At 39.0% G+C, this 16,688-nt stretch carries 11 protein-coding genes; 8 read left to right on the forward strand and 3 right to left on the reverse strand.

Translation table 11 applies throughout. The annotated features are described in order from the left end of the window. Nucleotides 1-62: 62 nt before the first annotated feature. From KTR06_RS07615 to KTR06_RS07625, 3 genes are all read right to left on the reverse strand, one after another. Nucleotides 63-665 (reverse strand): NADH-quinone oxidoreductase subunit B, encoded by a 603-nt coding sequence (locus KTR06_RS07615; protein WP_004312113.1) that lies wholly within the window; start codon nucleotides 663-665, stop codon nucleotides 63-65. Next, complete coding sequence (locus KTR06_RS07620) at nucleotides 656-1,006, reverse strand: NADH-quinone oxidoreductase subunit A (protein ID WP_004312114.1); 351 nt, start codon at nucleotides 1,004-1,006, stop codon at nucleotides 656-658. The genes KTR06_RS07615 and KTR06_RS07620 overlap by 10 nt, the downstream gene beginning before the upstream one ends. A 118-nt stretch (nucleotides 1,007-1,124) precedes the next feature. Further along, nucleotides 1,125-1,502 (reverse strand): hypothetical protein, encoded by a 378-nt coding sequence (locus KTR06_RS07625; RefSeq protein WP_004312115.1) that lies wholly within the window; start codon nucleotides 1,500-1,502, stop codon nucleotides 1,125-1,127. A gap of 260 nt (nucleotides 1,503-1,762) precedes the next feature. Here KTR06_RS07625 and KTR06_RS07630 point away from each other — a divergent pair, with 260 nt between their 5' ends. The 8 genes from KTR06_RS07630 (at nucleotide 1,763) to KTR06_RS07665 (ending at nucleotide 16,682) form a co-directional block, all read left to right on the forward strand. After that, entirely contained in the window at nucleotides 1,763-3,367 is a 1,605-nt protein-coding gene (locus KTR06_RS07630; protein ID WP_032851024.1) for a DUF6377 domain-containing protein, read from the forward strand. A gap of 192 nt (nucleotides 3,368-3,559) precedes the next feature. Next, nucleotides 3,560-4,084 (forward strand): RNA polymerase sigma-70 factor, encoded by a 525-nt coding sequence (locus tag KTR06_RS07635; protein ID WP_004301470.1) that lies wholly within the window; start codon nucleotides 3,560-3,562, stop codon nucleotides 4,082-4,084. Nucleotides 4,085-4,161: 77 nt separating this feature from the next. Then, nucleotides 4,162-4,392: an anti-sigma factor gene (locus tag KTR06_RS07640; RefSeq protein ID WP_217290158.1), complete on the forward strand. Its 231-nt coding sequence runs from the start codon at nucleotides 4,162-4,164 to the stop codon at nucleotides 4,390-4,392. Nucleotides 4,393-4,404: 12 nt separating this feature from the next. Next, nucleotides 4,405-6,969, forward strand: a complete 2,565-nt coding sequence (locus KTR06_RS07645) for a glycoside hydrolase family 38 C-terminal domain-containing protein (protein WP_217290159.1) — start codon at nucleotides 4,405-4,407, stop codon at nucleotides 6,967-6,969. 18 nt (nucleotides 6,970-6,987) lie between these two features. Beyond that, a complete protein-coding gene (locus tag KTR06_RS07650) occupies nucleotides 6,988-9,327 on the forward strand; it encodes a GH92 family glycosyl hydrolase (protein ID WP_217290160.1) in 2,340 nt (779 codons plus the stop codon). Nucleotides 9,328-9,375: 48 nt separating this feature from the next. Further along, nucleotides 9,376-12,465, forward strand: a complete 3,090-nt coding sequence (locus tag KTR06_RS07655) for a discoidin domain-containing protein (protein WP_217290161.1) — start codon at nucleotides 9,376-9,378, stop codon at nucleotides 12,463-12,465. Between the two features lie 45 nt (nucleotides 12,466-12,510). After that, nucleotides 12,511-13,917: an SGNH/GDSL hydrolase family protein gene (locus KTR06_RS07660; RefSeq protein ID WP_217290162.1), complete on the forward strand. Its 1,407-nt coding sequence runs from the start codon at nucleotides 12,511-12,513 to the stop codon at nucleotides 13,915-13,917. Between the two features lie 44 nt (nucleotides 13,918-13,961). Next, nucleotides 13,962-16,682, forward strand: coding sequence for a family 78 glycoside hydrolase catalytic domain (locus KTR06_RS07665; RefSeq protein WP_118407835.1), 2,721 nt, complete (start codon nucleotides 13,962-13,964; stop codon nucleotides 16,680-16,682). Nucleotides 16,683-16,688 lie beyond the last annotated feature (6 nt).

Here is a 16,688-nt window from a genome sequence, read left to right on the forward strand (position 1 = left end):
TGAAAAATTAAGAATGAAAAATCTGCCGGGATGTTGCATGCGAATTCTTCATTCATCATTCATCATTCTTCATTTCTTAAATAATCCGGTTTCTTCTCTTTTCTGTTTACTCCACCAAAGAACTTTTCTATTTTCACTTTGCGTTGCAATTGCATCATGCCATAATAGAAAGCTTCAGGACGTGGCGGGCATCCGGGAATATATACATCTACCGGAAGAATCTTGTCCACCCCGTTTACTACGTGATAGGACTTCTTGAAAGGACCTCCGCTGACAGCGCATCCGCCTACGGCAACCACATACTTCGGATCGGGCATCTGGTCGTAAAGTCGTTTCAGTACCGGAGCCATTTTATTGGTGATTGTTCCGCATACCATAATCATATCAGCCTGACGCGGGCTGGCACGTGCTACCTCAAACCCAAAGCGGGCCATGTCATAACGCGCGGCACCCAGTGCCATAAATTCGATACCACAACAACTGGTTGCAAAGGTAAGCGGCCACAGTGAATTGCTGCGTCCCCAGTTGATAAAGTCGTCAAGTACTCCGAGGGCAACATTGGCTCCTCCAGCATTAAGTTCTTTGACCAACTTTTCCAATGATTCATTGTCGATAAACTCATCATACGGAATAGATTTTATTTTTGGCTTTTTGGTTATTTCCATTCCAAAGCTCCTTTCCTCCAGGCATAAGCAAGACCCAGAACTAAAATGATAAAGAAGAAGAGAACACTAATAAGTCCCTGTGGTCCCATGTCACGCATAACTACCGCCCACGGAAACAGAAAAGCTGTTTCGACATCGAACATAAGGAATAGGATGGCAAACAAGTAGTAGCCTACACGGAACTGCATCCATGATTTACCACGTGTCGGTATACCACATTCATAAGCCTCAAACTTTTGCAGGTTGTATGAACGGGGAGAGATAGCACGCGAGAGGGCTATTACTACACCGACAAAAGCAAGCGCTGTCAGTAAAACAACAACTAAAAATGTAAAATTCATAATTCAATAGCTGTTTAGATTGAATATTATATAGAAATAAGCAATTAGTCTATTCGCCCTATGGAGAATAAAACCAACTGTAATAAATGACGAGCAAAAGAGTCTACTGTACTGTAGGCTAAATGACAATCTTTCTCAACCCATATATATAATAGGAGATAGGATCGTAATAGTATGTAGGAGAATGGGATGAGACAGGGTAAGGTGGACTTTGATGTTTGTAATGGTCACAGAAATAAGCGATTAACAAAAACATGCTTTTATCTGTCGGAACATGTGCGACGTCTGTATGACTCATGTCACAGGTTTGCGTCGTATAAAGATTATAAAGACGTTCCAAAGCATCCTGAATCGGACGATCTTGTGATACATAGCATTTCTCCTGCCGATAAGTCGGGGAGGAAACTTTGCACATATCTTCCATTGCTCCATTAGTTGCACAATGGATGAGCAAAGCCAACACTAAAAGTAGTCCGAATTTTAAGCTTTGTTTCATCTTTCTCTTTTAACGGCTGCAAATATAGAACTAATATTTATACTTTTTGCAAAGTCCGTATAGCAAAAAAGCTTTTTTTAACTCCATATCTTTTAGATTCATTTTTTAGTCAGCATGGTTTCACAAATATCATTTAGAATGGGGTAATTTCTCCATCTTCATTTGTTAAAAGATGCAATAAAAAGAATGATTTACGCTCTTTTTGGCGAATAACACAAAGAAAATACATTTTTTTGCAGATTAAGAAAGAATACATGATTATGAAACGCACACTTTGGTTTATATTTTTCCTTCTAAACTCCTTGTTTTACCTCTATGCAGATAGTGAGAATGATTCTTTGTTGAAGGTGTTAGACAAAGTGATTTCTGAACGTTTGATATATACCCAGAAAAAAGAAGCTACCATAAAAGAATTAAAGAAAAAGAAAGTTGGCCTTAATTCGTTGGAGGATATATACAATTTAAATAAAGAGATTATCCATCAATATGAGACTTTTGTCTGTGACTCGGCAGAACAATATATTCATGAGAATATTGATATAGCAAAAACGATTGGTAATAAAGAATATCTTTTGGAAGAGCAGCTCCGGTTGGCTTTTGTCTATTCTTTATCCGGTTTGTTTATTCAAGCAAATGATATTTTTAAGTCGATAAAATGTGCGGATTTACCCGATCATTTGAAAGCTTTGTATTGCTGGAATCGTATACGTTATTATGAAAATCTCATTAAATACACGGACGATGTACGGTTTTCAAACGAGTATATATCGGAAAAAGAGGCTTATCGGGATACTGTGATGAGCATCTTATTTGACCAGTCGGATGAATATAGAAAAGAAAAAGCTGTGAAGCTTCAAGATAAGGGAAGTACCAAAGAGGCTCTTCTGATTTTGACAGAGATATATGATAAACAAGAGCCGGCATCTCATGGATATGCTATGATGGCTATGGGGCTTGCCAGAGCTTATCGGTTGATTGGGAATTATGCACTGGAAGAAAAGTTTCTAATGCTGGCTGCTATGACAGATACAAAACTGGCTGTCAAAGAGAATGAGGCATTATTGACATTGGCGGTTAATTTGTATCATAAAGGAGATATAGACAGGGCTTATAATTATATTAAAGTAGCGTTGGATGATGCCATCTTTTATAATTCCCGTTTTAAGAATACGGTAATTGCCCGCATCCATCCGATTATTGAAAATACATACTTGATCCGGTTGGAAAAACAAAAGCAGAACCTCCGTTTCTATATATTTCTGACTAGCTTGTTTGTGGTAGCTCTTGCTATCACCCTGTATTTTACATATAAACAAACAAAAATTGTATCCCGGGCTAAACGGCATCTTAAAGCTATGAATGAGGAACTGGTCGGGCTGAATAAGAATCTCGACGAAGCTAATCTGATTAAGGAAAAATATGTGGGGTATTTTATGAATCAATGTGCCGTTTATATTAATAAACTAGATGAGTACAGGAAGAATGTGAACAGGAAAATCAAGACCGGACAGATTGATGATTTATATAAGTCATCCTCCCGACCTTTTGAAAAGGAACTTGAAGAACTATATCATAACTTTGATAAAGCGTTCCTTAAATTGTATCCTAACTTTGTGGAAAAGTTCAATTCTTTGTTGAAACCGGAGGAGCGTTATAAACTGGAAAAGGACCAACTGAATACAGAATTACGCATATTTGCATTGATACGATTAGGAATTACCGATGTTGGACAGATTGCTGTATTTTTGCATTATTCTGTGCAGACAATCTATAATTATAAGAGTAAAGTGAAGAGAATGTCCACTCTTGATAGTAATATCTTTGAGGAGGAGGTAAAAAAGCTTGGTTCTTTGTCTCAAAAATGATTCTATCCAGTTTACCAAAACTAAAAAATGATCTTGTTATAAACTGTTGATTATTAAATGTATATATAATAATTGATCTATAAAACGTTTACTTTCCCGCCTACTTCCACTAAGAAGTAGGCTTTTTTCATCTCTATATTTGCATCACAAGATTTTTGATAACTGAATACTAATCTAAAGAAACACACAACTATGAGTTTTTCAGAATTGTATCTTATTTATTATCCCAAGCTAGTTCGGTTTGCAAAAGAATTTGTGATGTCGGAAGAGGATGCTGAGAACATAACGCAAGATGTGTTTACAGACTTATGGGAAAAGAGAGAGTCAATGAATCATATTGAGAATATGAATGCTTATCTTTTCAGACTTGTGAGAAACAAATGTTTGGATTATTTAAAGCATAAAGTATTCGAGCAAAAGTATGTCGAGAATGTGAAGGCTTCTTTTGAGATTGAGTTGAATCTGAAATTGCAATCTTTGGATCGTTTTGATGTATATGATATATCAGAAAGAAATCAGATGGAGAAACTGATACGGGATGCTATCAATAGTTTGCCTAAAAGATGTCGTGACATATTTTTGTTAAGTCGCATGGAAGGATTGAAGTATAGGGAAATATCCGAACGTTTAGGCATTTCGGTAAATACAGTGGAATGTCAGATGGGAATAGCACTAAAAAAGTTGAGAGCAAAACTCAATGTAACATTGGCTGCATAACTTTTTAATGATTTTATCGGTATTTTTTAGGGGTATTTATTGAGATAATCGTTCTTTGATAAAAAAGGACTGTGTATATGGAGAATTGTCTGAATAAATATTTTGCGGATGAATTTACTTCTGATGAAAAAACAGAGTTTCTCATAGAAGTGGAAAACAACGAAAGGCTGAAGGAAGAATTTATAGAAAATCAGACTTTGCTGGCACTCGTTGATTGGATATCTCCGGAATATGAAAATAATAAAGAAGTTGTCCAAAATAAATTATATGAATTTATGTGTAGAATGGAGCAACACAAAGATAAATAGGTTTAGGATACCATGAATAAAATTTATATCATATTACTGACTGTTTTCTTTTGTGCAAATGTTTATTCTCAACAAGCTTATTTTGTTGATGGGTATCATGGCGGGATATATGGACATTATCCGGTAAAGTGGAAAACTCAATTCATTGTGGATCAGCTGGCTATGCATCCGGACTGGCGGATTTGTATGGAGATAGAGCCTGAAACATGGGATACAGTCAGAGTACAGACTCCGGAGGCTTATTTGCGTTTTAAAGAGATGGCTACTAGTAATCAGGTAGAGTTTACGAATCCTACTTATGCACAGCCTTATTGTTATAATATCTCGGGAGAGAGTATAATAAGACAGTTTCAATATGGTATTGCTAAAATAAACAAACATTTTCCGGGGGTCGATTTTGTAACCTATTCGGTAGAAGAACCTTGCTTCACAAGTTGCTTGCCACAAATCCTTAAACAATTCGGCTTTAAATATGCTGTATTAAAATGTCCCAATACCTGTTGGGGAGGGTATACTGCTGCTTATGGCGGAGAATTGGTTAATTGGGTGGGACCGGACGGGACTGCAATCTTGACCGTTCCCAGATATGCTTGTGAAAAACTAGAGCCGGGATCAACTTGGCAGACAACTGCTTGGGGAAACTCGGATGCTTATTTAAAAGATTGCCGTAACGCAGGTATCAAACACCCCGTTGGTATGTGTTTTCAGGATGCGGGATGGAAGAACGGCCCATGGTTGGGAAGTGGAAAGAACACAAAAAATAACTCTATATATATGACATGGAGAGATTACATTGAAAATGTCTCCATCGGAAAAACGGATGATAACTGGTATTTTTCACAGGAAGATATACATGTGAATCTTATGTGGGGAAGTCAGGTTTTGCAAAAAATAGCGCAAGAAGTACGTGCTTCAGAAAATAGAATTGTCATGGCAGAGAAAATGTCTGTAATGGCTTATCTGGAAAATAAATATATTTGTCGACAGGCAGATATGGATGAGGCTTGGCGTACACTGATGTTGGCACAACATCATGATTCGTGGATTGTGCCTTATAATGGACTGAATAGAAAAGGAACATGGGCTGATCAGATTAAGCGATGGACAGACAGTACCAATCATCTTGCAGATGGAATTATTGAGGCATCTATGCAGAGCTTTAATGAAAAGTTTATTCCGCAAAATAATGCTCAACAGCAATATATACGTGTTTTTAATACATTAGGAATGAGAAGAAAGGAAATCGTAAGTGTTCTTCTGCCTACGGAATCTGAAAATGCGGATTTAAGTGTTTATGACTGGAAAGGTAAAGATATAGGTTGTTTGGTAGAAAATGAAGGTAAAGAGATAAGATTATTTTTTGAGGCAGAGATTCCTCCCTTTGGTTATTCCACGTATTGTATAAAAAAGAAAGAAGCCGATAAGAAAGAGGCTTCGGAGAGTAGATTCGTTTTGGAAGGTAATAAGGTGAATAAACAGGAATACGTGGTTGAAAATGATATGTATAAAATTGTTTTTGACTTATCAAAGGGAGGAACCATAAAAAGCCTGATAGCTAAAAAAGAAGGGAACAAGGATTTTGCAGGTAAAACGGAGAAATATGCTTTAGGGGAGCTACGAGGCTTTTTTTATGAAGAAGGTAAATTTCGTTCTTCTATAGAGACTCCGGCCAAGCTGACAGTAATAAGGGATAATGTGTATGAGCAAAAAATTAAGATAGAGGGTGAGATTGCTTCCCATCCGTTTACACAGGTAATCACTCTCACTAAAGGAACGAGACGAATCGATTTTGATTTGACGGTTGACTGGAAAAAGAATGTAGGTATTGGTGAATATAAAGAGGAACGTTGGCGTGATAATCGTCGGGCTTATTGTGACGATCGGTTTAAACTAAGTGTATTATTCCCGACTGATTTACATTCTCCTCGTGTCTATAAAAATGCACCGTTTGACGTATGCGAAAGCAAACTGACTGATACTTTCTTTGGTTCTTGGGATCAAATCAAACATAATATTATACTTCATTGGGTTGACTTGGCTGAACAGGAAGGCGACTATGCTTTGGCCTTATTATCAGACCATACTACTTCTTATTCTTATGGAGAGGGCTATCCGCTAGGATTGACTGCTCAATATTCGGGTGGAGGACTTTGGGGACCTGATTATAAAATAACACACCCTTTGAGGATGAAGTATGCAATTATACCTCATCGTGGCAAATGGGACAAAGCATCAATCGCAGATGATAGCGATTGTTGGAATGAACCATTGCTGTATTCTTGCTATCCAGTGGCAAAACCGGAATCGAAATCATTTATTGATTTACAGAATACTGGTTATCAAGTGAGTGCTCTTCAAATGAAAGATGGAAAGGTACTATTGCGCCTGTTCAATTCTGAAGGGGACGAAAAATTACAAAAGGTTACCATTGACATGCCATTATCCGGAGTGGAGGAAGTTGATTTGAATGGACAATGTATCGAAAGAAAGAAGATAAAAACACGTGCAGGTAAATCGGAAATGATGATTTCAATGCCTCGGTTTGGTATTAAGACTTTCGTTCTTAGTTTGACTTAAAATAATTAGATTATTGTTATGTATAAAGCGACTGCTAATCTTTTAATTGTTTGCTTTTTGTGTTGGATGACGGGTTGCTCATCAACCAATACCGTATCGGAAGATTTGGTTCCGACCGATTATGTAAACCCGTTTATTGGTGCCAGTACTAGTGTAGGGGCTGCCGGTGTTTATCACGGATTAGGTAAAACTTTTCCCGGAGCTACGACTCCGTATGGTATGGTACAGGTTAGTCCTAATACAATAACGGGAGGTGATAACGGTTCCGGATACAGTGATGAACATAAGACAATCGAAGGATTTGCCTTTACCCAGATGAGTGGTGTGGGATGGTTTGGTGATTTGGGCAATTTTCTTGTGATGCCTACAACTGGTGAATTATATAAAGTGGCAGGTAAAGAGAATAATGATAGTATAAAAGGATATCGTTCGGCTTATAACAAAGCCACTGAAACGGCTAAGGCCGGATATTATTCGGTAGAATTGACTGATTATCATATCAAAGTAGAAAGTAGCGCGACACCACACTGTGGAATTTTACATTTTACTTATCCTTCTAGTGACCAATCGCGTATTCAGATTGATTTAGCTCGTAGAGTAGGGGGAACATCTACTTCGCAGTATATTAAAGTTGTAGATGATTACACTATTCAAGGATGGATGAAGTGTACACCTGATGGTGGTGGATGGGGTAATGGTGAAGGAAAAGCTGATTATACCGTTTATTATTATGCACAATTTAGTAAACCTTTGACTAATTATGGCTTTTGGAGTGCAGATATTCCCGAACATTGGGTTCGGAAACGTGATGAAGTAGTGAGTATTCCTTATTTGACTCGTGTATCACAAGCTCCGGTTATAAAAGACAAGAAAGAACTGACGGGTAAACACTTGGGCTTTTTTACTGAATTTCCAACGAAGGAGGGAGAGACTGTAGAAATGAAAGTTGGTATCTCTTTTGTTGATATGGAGGGTGCTGCAAATAACTTTGAACAAGAAATAGCCTCTAAAAATTTTGGACAAGTAAAGCAGGAAGCTACTGAATTGTGGAATAAAGAACTTAATCGTGTCCGGATATCCGGTGGTACGGATGATGAAAAAACGATATTCTATACTGCCATGTATCATACGATGATTGATCCTCGTATCTATACAGATGTAGACGGACGTTATGTAGGCGGTGATTATAAAATACATACGGCTGACAGCACTTTTACAAAACGTACTATATTCAGTGGATGGGATGTATTTCGTAGTCAGTTTCCTTTGCAGACTATAATTAATCCGCGTTTAGTAAGTGATGAACTGAACTCATTGATTACTATGGCAGATCAGAGTGGGCGCGAATACTATAAACGTTGGGAATTGCTGAATTCCTATTCCGGCTGTATGTTGGGAAATCCTGCTTTGTCTGTTTTGGCGGATGCTTATATCAAAGGGATTCGTACGTATGATGCAGAGAAAGCATATCGTTATGCCGTTAACACATCCCGTCGTTTTGGTAATGATTCATTGGGGTATGCTCCGGAACCATTGAGTATTTCAACCACTTTGGAGTATGCTTATACTGATTGGTGTATATCTCAATTAGCGAAAGCTATGGGGAAAGAAGACGATGCCAAATGTTTCTATGAAAAGGGACAGGCATATCATTCTATTTTTGATAAAGAAAAGGGATGGTTCCGTCCTCGCAAAGCAGATGGAACATGGGTAGAATGGCCGGAGAATGCACGTCTTAAAGAATGGTATGGGTGTATAGAAGCAAACTCTTATCAGCAAGGTTGGTTTGTACCTCACGATGTTCCGGGAATGGTGAATTTGATGGGTGGTAAGGAGAAAGTTATTGCGGATTTAACAGATTTCTTTAATAAAACTCCTTCTAATATGCTGTGGAATGAATATTATAACCATGCGAATGAACCTGTGCACTTTGTTCCTTTTTTGTTCAATCAGCTTGAAGTTCCCTGGTATACTCAAAAATGGACACGCTATACATGTGAAAAGGCTTATGCAAACAAAGTTGAAGGGATTGTTGGCAATGAAGATGTAGGTCAGATGTCGGCGTGGTATGTGTTGGCTGCTTCCGGTATTCATCCTTCCTGTCCGGGAAATACACGTATGGAGATTACAAGTCCGGTTTTTGATAAAGTAGAGTTCAATCTTGATCCCAGCTATTATACTGGTAAGAAATTCACGGTGATAGCTCATAATAACAGCATAAATAACGTCTACATACAAAAGGCCTTGTTGAACGGTCAGGAATACAATAAATGTTATCTTGATTTTGCGGACATTGCAGCCGGAGGTACATTAGAGCTGTTTATGGGTGATAAACCTAATGTTGAGTGGGGACTTTGATTGAATAACATACTCTAAAACAAATTGTTACTTTAAAATCTTGATAGTATGATGAATAAACTTGGGCTTATCATTGTATCGGTTATATTAGCTCTAATCCAGACAGGGTGTGCAGAGCAGAGTACATGGATGTCTTTGAACAGCTCTAATCCTCGGATTATCTGGGAAGTGAAACCCCAGGCAGATTTAGAGAACATAACCGGAGAACAGATTTCTACTCCGGAATTTAAAATGTCCGATTACGTTAAAGGTGTGGTTCCCGGAACTGTTTTTACTGCTTATGTTGAAGCAGGAATCGTTCCTGATCCTAATTATGCCGATAATATTTATAAAGTAGACGAAACGTTTTATAACCGTCCTTTCTGGTATCGTACGGAATTCGAACTCCCGTCTTCTTATTCGGAAGGGAAGCGGGTATGGCTTCATTTCGACAATACGAACCGTTTTGCCGATTTTTATTTTAATGGCGAGAAGATATCAGGAACAAAAACATCTACTAAAGATGTAAGCGGTCACATGTTACGTTCGAAGTTTGATGTAACTAATCTGATAAAGAAATCCGGTAAGAATGTGATAGCTGTTCTGATTACCGATGCCGATCAGAAAAAGACGCGTAAGGCTAAAGACCCGTATGGAGTTGCGTGTAGCCCCAGTTATCTGGCTGGTGCCGGTTGGGACTGGATGCCATACGTACCGGGACGTCTGGCTGGTATCACAGGCAATGCTTATCTTGTGGTAACGGGAGATGTAGTGATGGAAGATCCTTGGGTACGTTCAGAGTTACCGACCTTGCAGAAAGCAGAGCTTTCTGTCTCAACAGATATTAGAAATGCTTCTTCTTCCCTCAAAGATGTCGTTGTATCCGGAGTGATTCAGCCGGGGAATATTTCTTTCTCTAAAGACATTCGGGTAGAAGGAGGAACAACCGCCAGACTATCTATTAACAAAGATGACATAGCACAATTGGTCGTTGACCATCCGAAACTTTGGTGGCCGAATGGTTATGGTGATCCCAATCTTTATACTTGTAAGCTGACTTGTTCTGTAGATGGAAAAGTGTCGGATGTAAAAGAAATGACATTCGGTATCAAGAAGTATGAGTATAAAATGGTCGATAATGTAGTGGGATATCCTGTTCTTACATTCTTTATCAACGGACAGAAGATCTATCTGAAAGGTGGAAACTGGGGAATGAGCGAATATCTGCTTCGCTGTCAGGGTAAAGAGTATGAAACGAAAATCAGACTTCATAAGGAAATGAATTACAATATGATCCGTCTATGGACAGGGTGTGTTACTGATGATGAATTTTATGATTATTGTGATAAATATGGGATTATGGTATGGAATGATTTCTGGTTATATGTAGCATACAATGACGTGGCTCAACCGGAAGCATTTAAAGCGAATGCCCTTGATAAAGTCAGACGCCTTAGAAACCATCCTTCTATTGCTATTTGGTGTGGAGCAAATGAAACGCATCCGACACCTGATTTGGATAATTACCTGCGTGAAATGATTGCGAAGGAGGACAATAATGACCGTATGTATAAGTCTTGCTCCAATCAGGATGGACTGTCCGGAAGTGGTTGGTGGGGAAATCAACCTCCAAGACACCATTTTGAAACTTCAGGCAGTAATCTGGCATTTAATACACCGGCTTATCCATACGGTATTGATCACGGTTACGGTATGCGTACAGAAATAGGAACGGCCACTTTCCCCACATTTGAAAGCATCAAAGAGTTTATCCCGCAAAAAGACTGGTGGCCTCTGCCTACTGATGAGCAGTTGAAGAATGATGATGACAATGTATGGAACAAACATTTCTTCGGTAAGGAAGCGTCTAATGCCAACCCGGTTAATTATAAGAATTCAGTGAACACACAGTACGGAGAATCATCCGGATTGGAAGAATTCTGCGAGAAAGCGCAAATGCTGAATATCGAAGTGATGAAAGGTATGTATGAGGCTTGGAACGATAAGATGTGGAATGATGCAGCCGGACTTCTGATCTGGATGAGCCATCCGGCTTATCCCTCGTTTGTATGGCAGACTTATGACTATTATTACGATCCTACAGGTGCTTATTGGGGAGCAAAAAAGGCTTGTGAACCTTTACATATCCAATGGAATGCTTCCAATAACAATATAAAAGTAATAAATACTACAGCAAAGGACTTGAAAGGTGCAATAGCTAAAGCTGCAATTTACAACTTGAATGGAAAAGAAGTGCCTGCATACGGACAGGCAAAACAGGTCGATGTGGCAGCCAGCAACATTGCAGAAGCATTTTCTTTGAACTTTAACCCTTTCAATCTGGCTTATGGAAAGAAGGCTGTAGCTTCTTCTTCAACAGGTGCCTCTAAAAGTGCTTCAATGGTTACTGACGGAGGAGCGGGAAGTCGTTGGGAAAGTGCATACAGTGATCCTCAATGGATATACATTGATCTTGGTAAAGAAGAAAAGATAGAAAAGGCTATTTTGAAATGGGAGGCAGCTTGTGCTAAGAAATACGAACTGCAAGTATCGAATGATGCGCAAGAATGGAAAACCGTTTATGCCAACAAAGATGGAAGAGGTGGTACTGAACAGATTGAATTGGAACCTGTTACAGCACGTTATGTGAAATTGGCAGGCATCAGCCGTGCCACACAGTTCGGATATTCATTGTTCGAATTCGAAATCTACGGTGAGAAACCAAAAGAGATAAAAGAACTGACTCCGCTTCATTTTATCAAGTTGGAACTGACAGATGTCAAAGGTAATCTAATCTCTGAAAACTTCTATTGGCGGAATGGTGTGAATGATCTTGATTATACATTGCTGAATACACTCCCAGAGGCCGATTTGTCTTGCCGATTGGTGGATAAATCGATGTCTGACGGAAAGATGAAGATCGCTGTAAAGAACAATTCCGAGACTGTGGCTTTTGCTAATCGGGTGAGGCTTGTTAATAAGGCTACGCAGAAAAGAATACTTCCAATAATTATGTCCGATAATTATGCGACGTTGATGCCTGGTGAAGAAAAGGTTATCACTATGGAGGCAACTCCCGAACTGTTGAAAGGAGGCGTAAGTGTATTGGTGAAACAGTATGGGAAAGCAGAGAAGAATAAGCTGGATATAGCAGATTGATTGTTGTACGGTTATCTTTATGGTTTGATTAAAAGAATAAAGAAAATGGCTAATAGACTAAAAATGAGGATACTCTTGTTGTTATCTTTAGTTTATATAAATTGCGATTACTTACAGGCACAAATAACAATACCTCGGTTTGAAGAAGGGGAACGTGTGGTATTTGTAGGAAACAGCATTACTCACGGCGGACATTATCATTCATTTATCTGGTTGTATTACATGACTCGTTTCCCGGATAAACCGATTACTATCATGAATGCCGGAATTGGTGGAGAGAGTGCGTGGGATATGAAGGATCGCTTGGACTATGATGTTTTCAACAGGAAACCAACTTATGTGACTCTAACTTTCGGTATGAATGATACCGGTTATGATATTTACATGAAAGACGATGCAAAAGAACTGTCGGAACAACGGATTGCAAAGTCATTGGAAAGCTATCGGGAAATAGAAGAACGTTTATTGGCTAAAAATAAAATAAAGAAAGTTTTGATTGGTGGTTCTCCTTATGATGAGACTTCCCGGTTTAATAATTTTATATTGCGTAATAAGAACAACGCCATTTTAAAAATCATAGATGCCCAACGTACATCGGCTAAAAAGAATGGCTGGGGTTTTGTTGATTTTAACCAACCGATGCGTGAGATAAGCAGAAAGGAGCAGGAGGCAGATTCTACATTTACATTCTGCAGGATAGATAGAATTCATCCGGATAATGACGGACAGATGGTTATGGCCTATTTGTTTCTGAAAGCACAGGGATTGGCTGGGGATGAAGTGTCGTCAGTATCTATTGATGCATATCATTCATCTGTAATAACCCATAAGAACTGTAAAATTTCAAAACTAAAAAAGAACGGAGCTGATCTGACTTTTGATTATCTGGCGTATGCTCTTCCTTATCCGCTGGATTCTATTTCTAGAAGTGGCTGGGGAAATAAAAGGTCACAACGCGATGCAATGCAGTTGGTTCCATTTATGGAAGAGTTTAATCAGGAACGTTTTCAGGTAACAAACTTAGAGAAAGGAATGTATCGGTTAACTATAGACAATCAGTTTATTGACAATCTCTCATCCGAAAAGTTGGCGAATGGAGTGAATTTGGCAGATTACCCAAATACTCCCCAATATCAACAAGCTGCGAAAATCATGTATCTGAATGAAGAACGGTTTGAAGTGGAGAAACGTTTTAGAGAATACTTGTGGACCGAATATTCATTCCTGAAAAAGGAAGGATTACTGTTTGCAGATGATAAAAAAGCTATCGATAAGCTAAAAGAATACTTGCCTAAAGATGGTTTTCTTAGGATGAGCTACGATTGGTATATAAAAGCGATGAATCCCGAAATACGGGAGGTTTGGAGCAATTATATGAAGAGTCTTGTTGAAACAATTTATAAAATCAATAAACCTGTCACTCATAAAGTGAGGCTGACAAGGATTGAGTAATGCTCATTGTACATAAATTGCATAAACTCTTTAAATTGGGCAATATGAATAGATTATTTGAAACCTTCTTGTTATTGATGATATTTTCTTCCTTTATTTATGGAAGAGGCAATACCCGTGTCGTGAATCTGCGTTGTGATAATATGGAGAATCCGATAGTTATTGAGAGCCGACAACCGATACTTCAATGGCAACTAGTGTCGGATCAAAGAGGAAAAAGGCAAACGGCCTATCGTGTTATGGTATCCAGCAGTCTGAAACAGCTCAATAAAGGGAAAGGTGATTATTGGGATTCCGGTAAGGTCAATTCATCAGAGTCTGTTATTAACTATCGGGGAAAACTTTTGCCATCCGAAGCACAGCTTTATTGGAAAGTGATGGTATGGGATGAAGATAACACTCCTACTAAATGGAGTGATGTGTCGAGCTGGAATATGGGATTATTAAAATCATCCGACTGGAAGACAAAATGGATAGGACAGACAGAAGATCTATATCCGGACTCGACACTGACATATCCGGCACCGTATTTTCGTAAAGAGTTTGCAATTAAGAAAGCTGTCAAAAAGGCTGTAGTATATGTCTGTGGATTGGGTTTTTATGAAATGACTTTTAACGGAAATAAAATAGGAGATCAGGTATTGGCTCCTGCCGTTACGAATTATGATAAGAGATCGTTGAAAAAACTTTTGTATCATTATGATGACCAGTCGTCACAGAGAGTTCTTTATAATGTATTTGATGTCACTTCCCATTTGAAGAAACAGAACAATGTGATTGGGGTCGTATTAGGTAATGGCTGGTATAATCAACGCGACCGTGTTGTGGAAGGTTATATGTGGTATGATATTCCTAAGCTGATACTACAACTGGAGATTGAATACAAAGACGGAAGTAGGGAAACGATTGTGTCTGATTCATCATGGAAAACGACTACGGGACCGATTTTGCATGATGCAATATTTACAGGTGAAGTTTATGATGCCCGTCTTGAACTTGGTTCGTGGAATCAGGAGGGGTATGATGACTCTACCTGGAAACCGGCTTTGGTGGTTCGTCCTCCTACGGGGACCTTGCAGGCACAGACAATTCCATTTACGAAAGTGATGGGAACGGTAAATACCCATTGTGAACAGGTAAACGACTCTTTGTATATCTTCACTCTGCCTGAAACCGTTTCGGGCTGGTGTGAACTTACTGTGAAAGGTAGGGCAGGGGACTCTGTGAAGCTGCGTTTCATTAGTGATGAGGGCTTGGATTATGGTCAGGAAGATGTATATATACTGAAAGGCGGTCAGGAAGAAAGATGGGAACCCAAGTTTACCTGGCATGCATTTAAAAAGGTAGAAGTTATCGCAACAGAGGGAATCGAAATCTCCGGGCAAAGCATACGGGTGAAATCCATTTATACAGATATCAGGAGTACGGGAAAATTTGAATGTTCTAACGAACTGTTTAATAATATCTGTGAGGCTTATAACCGTACAATGCATGCCAATTTCAAAGGTATAATAAGTAGCGATCCGCATCGCGAACGATTGGCTTATACTGGTGACGGGCAAGTCATCACGGAAAGCCTGCTCTATTCATTTGACATGACTCGTCTTCTCAGGAAGTTTGTGACTGATATTAGTGATGCGAGCAATAAAAATACAGGCTATGTTCCCCATACCGCACCTTTTGGCGGTGGAGGCGGAGGACCTGCATGGGGATCGGCTTATGTAGTCATACCTTGGAACTATTTCTGCCACTATGGTGACACTACACTTTTACGGGAACATTATCAGGGAATGAAGCATTGGGTTGAATATCTTCAGACTCGTACTGATGACAAGGGGATAGTCGTGAGGGAGGAACCGAATGGATGGTGTTTAGGTGAGTGGTCTACTCCTCACAACAGAATTGAAATTCCTGCCTCATTGGTGAATACGGCATACTTTTATCATGTTACTTGCATCATGGCAGATATTGCGGGTATTTTGGACAAGAAAGATGATGAGCATTATCTGCGTACACTTGCCGAAACGATCAGAAAGAACTTCAACGCTGCATTCTACAATGAAGCAACCTGTCATTATTGGGAGGGAAAACAAGGAGCCGATGTATTTGCGTTGGCATTCGGACTTGTTCCGGAAGGTAAGCAAGGAAAAGTGTTCTCGGCTTTACTCGAACATTTGAAAATGATTAATTATCACTTTGATACAGGTATACTGGCTACTCCACTTTTACTGAAAGTGCTGACAGAAAATGGAAGAGCTGACATTGCCTATAAATTGATGAATCAGCGGGATTTTCCAAGTTATGGTTATTTGGCTGACAAAAAAAATAATACACTTTGGGAAACATGGAATGGGGATGGAAACGATGAGGGATGCGGACATTGTCATCCGATGTTTGGGAGTGTTGTGGCATGGTTTTATAATTCATTGGCGGGTATAAAACCTAATTTGTCAAATCCGGGTATGAAGCATTTTTATATTGAGCCGATAATAGTTCCCGATTTGAAGTATTGTAGAGCTATCTATGATAGTCTGTACGGTCAAATCCGTTCTGATTGGAAAATAGATGAGTGTGGAAATCTGAATTTTCAAATAGAAGTACCAGCAAATACATCGGCTACGGTGACGATTCCGGATTGGGGGAGCAGAGTGATATTGGAATCAGGCAGACAGATAAGTAGAAATAGTAATATTGTAGTGGATAAAGTTAATCCAGCTCGGATGGAAGTTTCGTCGGGCTCGTATAATTTTGTCATTCTTAAATAAGTAAAA

This window comes from Bacteroides sp. MSK.20.12 (assembly GCF_019052435.1).
Taxonomy (GTDB): domain Bacteria; phylum Bacteroidota; class Bacteroidia; order Bacteroidales; family Bacteroidaceae; genus Bacteroides; species Bacteroides xylanisolvens.

Bases quoted from the DNA above. Each gene is read 5' to 3' on its own strand.
- KTR06_RS07615 (WP_004312113.1), bottom strand. From the start codon at position 665: ATGGAAATAACCAAAAAGCCAAAAATAAAATCTATTCCGTATGATGAG.
- KTR06_RS07620 (WP_004312114.1), bottom strand. From the start codon at position 1,006: ATGAATTTTACATTTTTAGTTGTTGTTTTACTGACAGCGCTTGCTTTT.
- KTR06_RS07625 (WP_004312115.1), bottom strand. From the start codon at position 1,502: ATGAAACAAAGCTTAAAATTCGGACTACTTTTAGTGTTGGCTTTGCTC.
- KTR06_RS07630 (WP_032851024.1), top strand. From the start codon at position 1,763: ATGAAACGCACACTTTGGTTTATATTTTTCCTTCTAAACTCCTTGTTT.
- KTR06_RS07635 (WP_004301470.1), top strand. From the start codon at position 3,560: ATGAGTTTTTCAGAATTGTATCTTATTTATTATCCCAAGCTAGTTCGG.
- KTR06_RS07640 (WP_217290158.1), top strand. From the start codon at position 4,162: ATGGAGAATTGTCTGAATAAATATTTTGCGGATGAATTTACTTCTGAT.
- KTR06_RS07645 (WP_217290159.1), top strand. From the start codon at position 4,405: ATGAATAAAATTTATATCATATTACTGACTGTTTTCTTTTGTGCAAAT.
- KTR06_RS07650 (WP_217290160.1), top strand. From the start codon at position 6,988: ATGTATAAAGCGACTGCTAATCTTTTAATTGTTTGCTTTTTGTGTTGG.
- KTR06_RS07655 (WP_217290161.1), top strand. From the start codon at position 9,376: ATGATGAATAAACTTGGGCTTATCATTGTATCGGTTATATTAGCTCTA.
- KTR06_RS07660 (WP_217290162.1), top strand. From the start codon at position 12,511: ATGGCTAATAGACTAAAAATGAGGATACTCTTGTTGTTATCTTTAGTT.
- KTR06_RS07665 (WP_118407835.1), top strand. From the start codon at position 13,962: ATGAATAGATTATTTGAAACCTTCTTGTTATTGATGATATTTTCTTCC.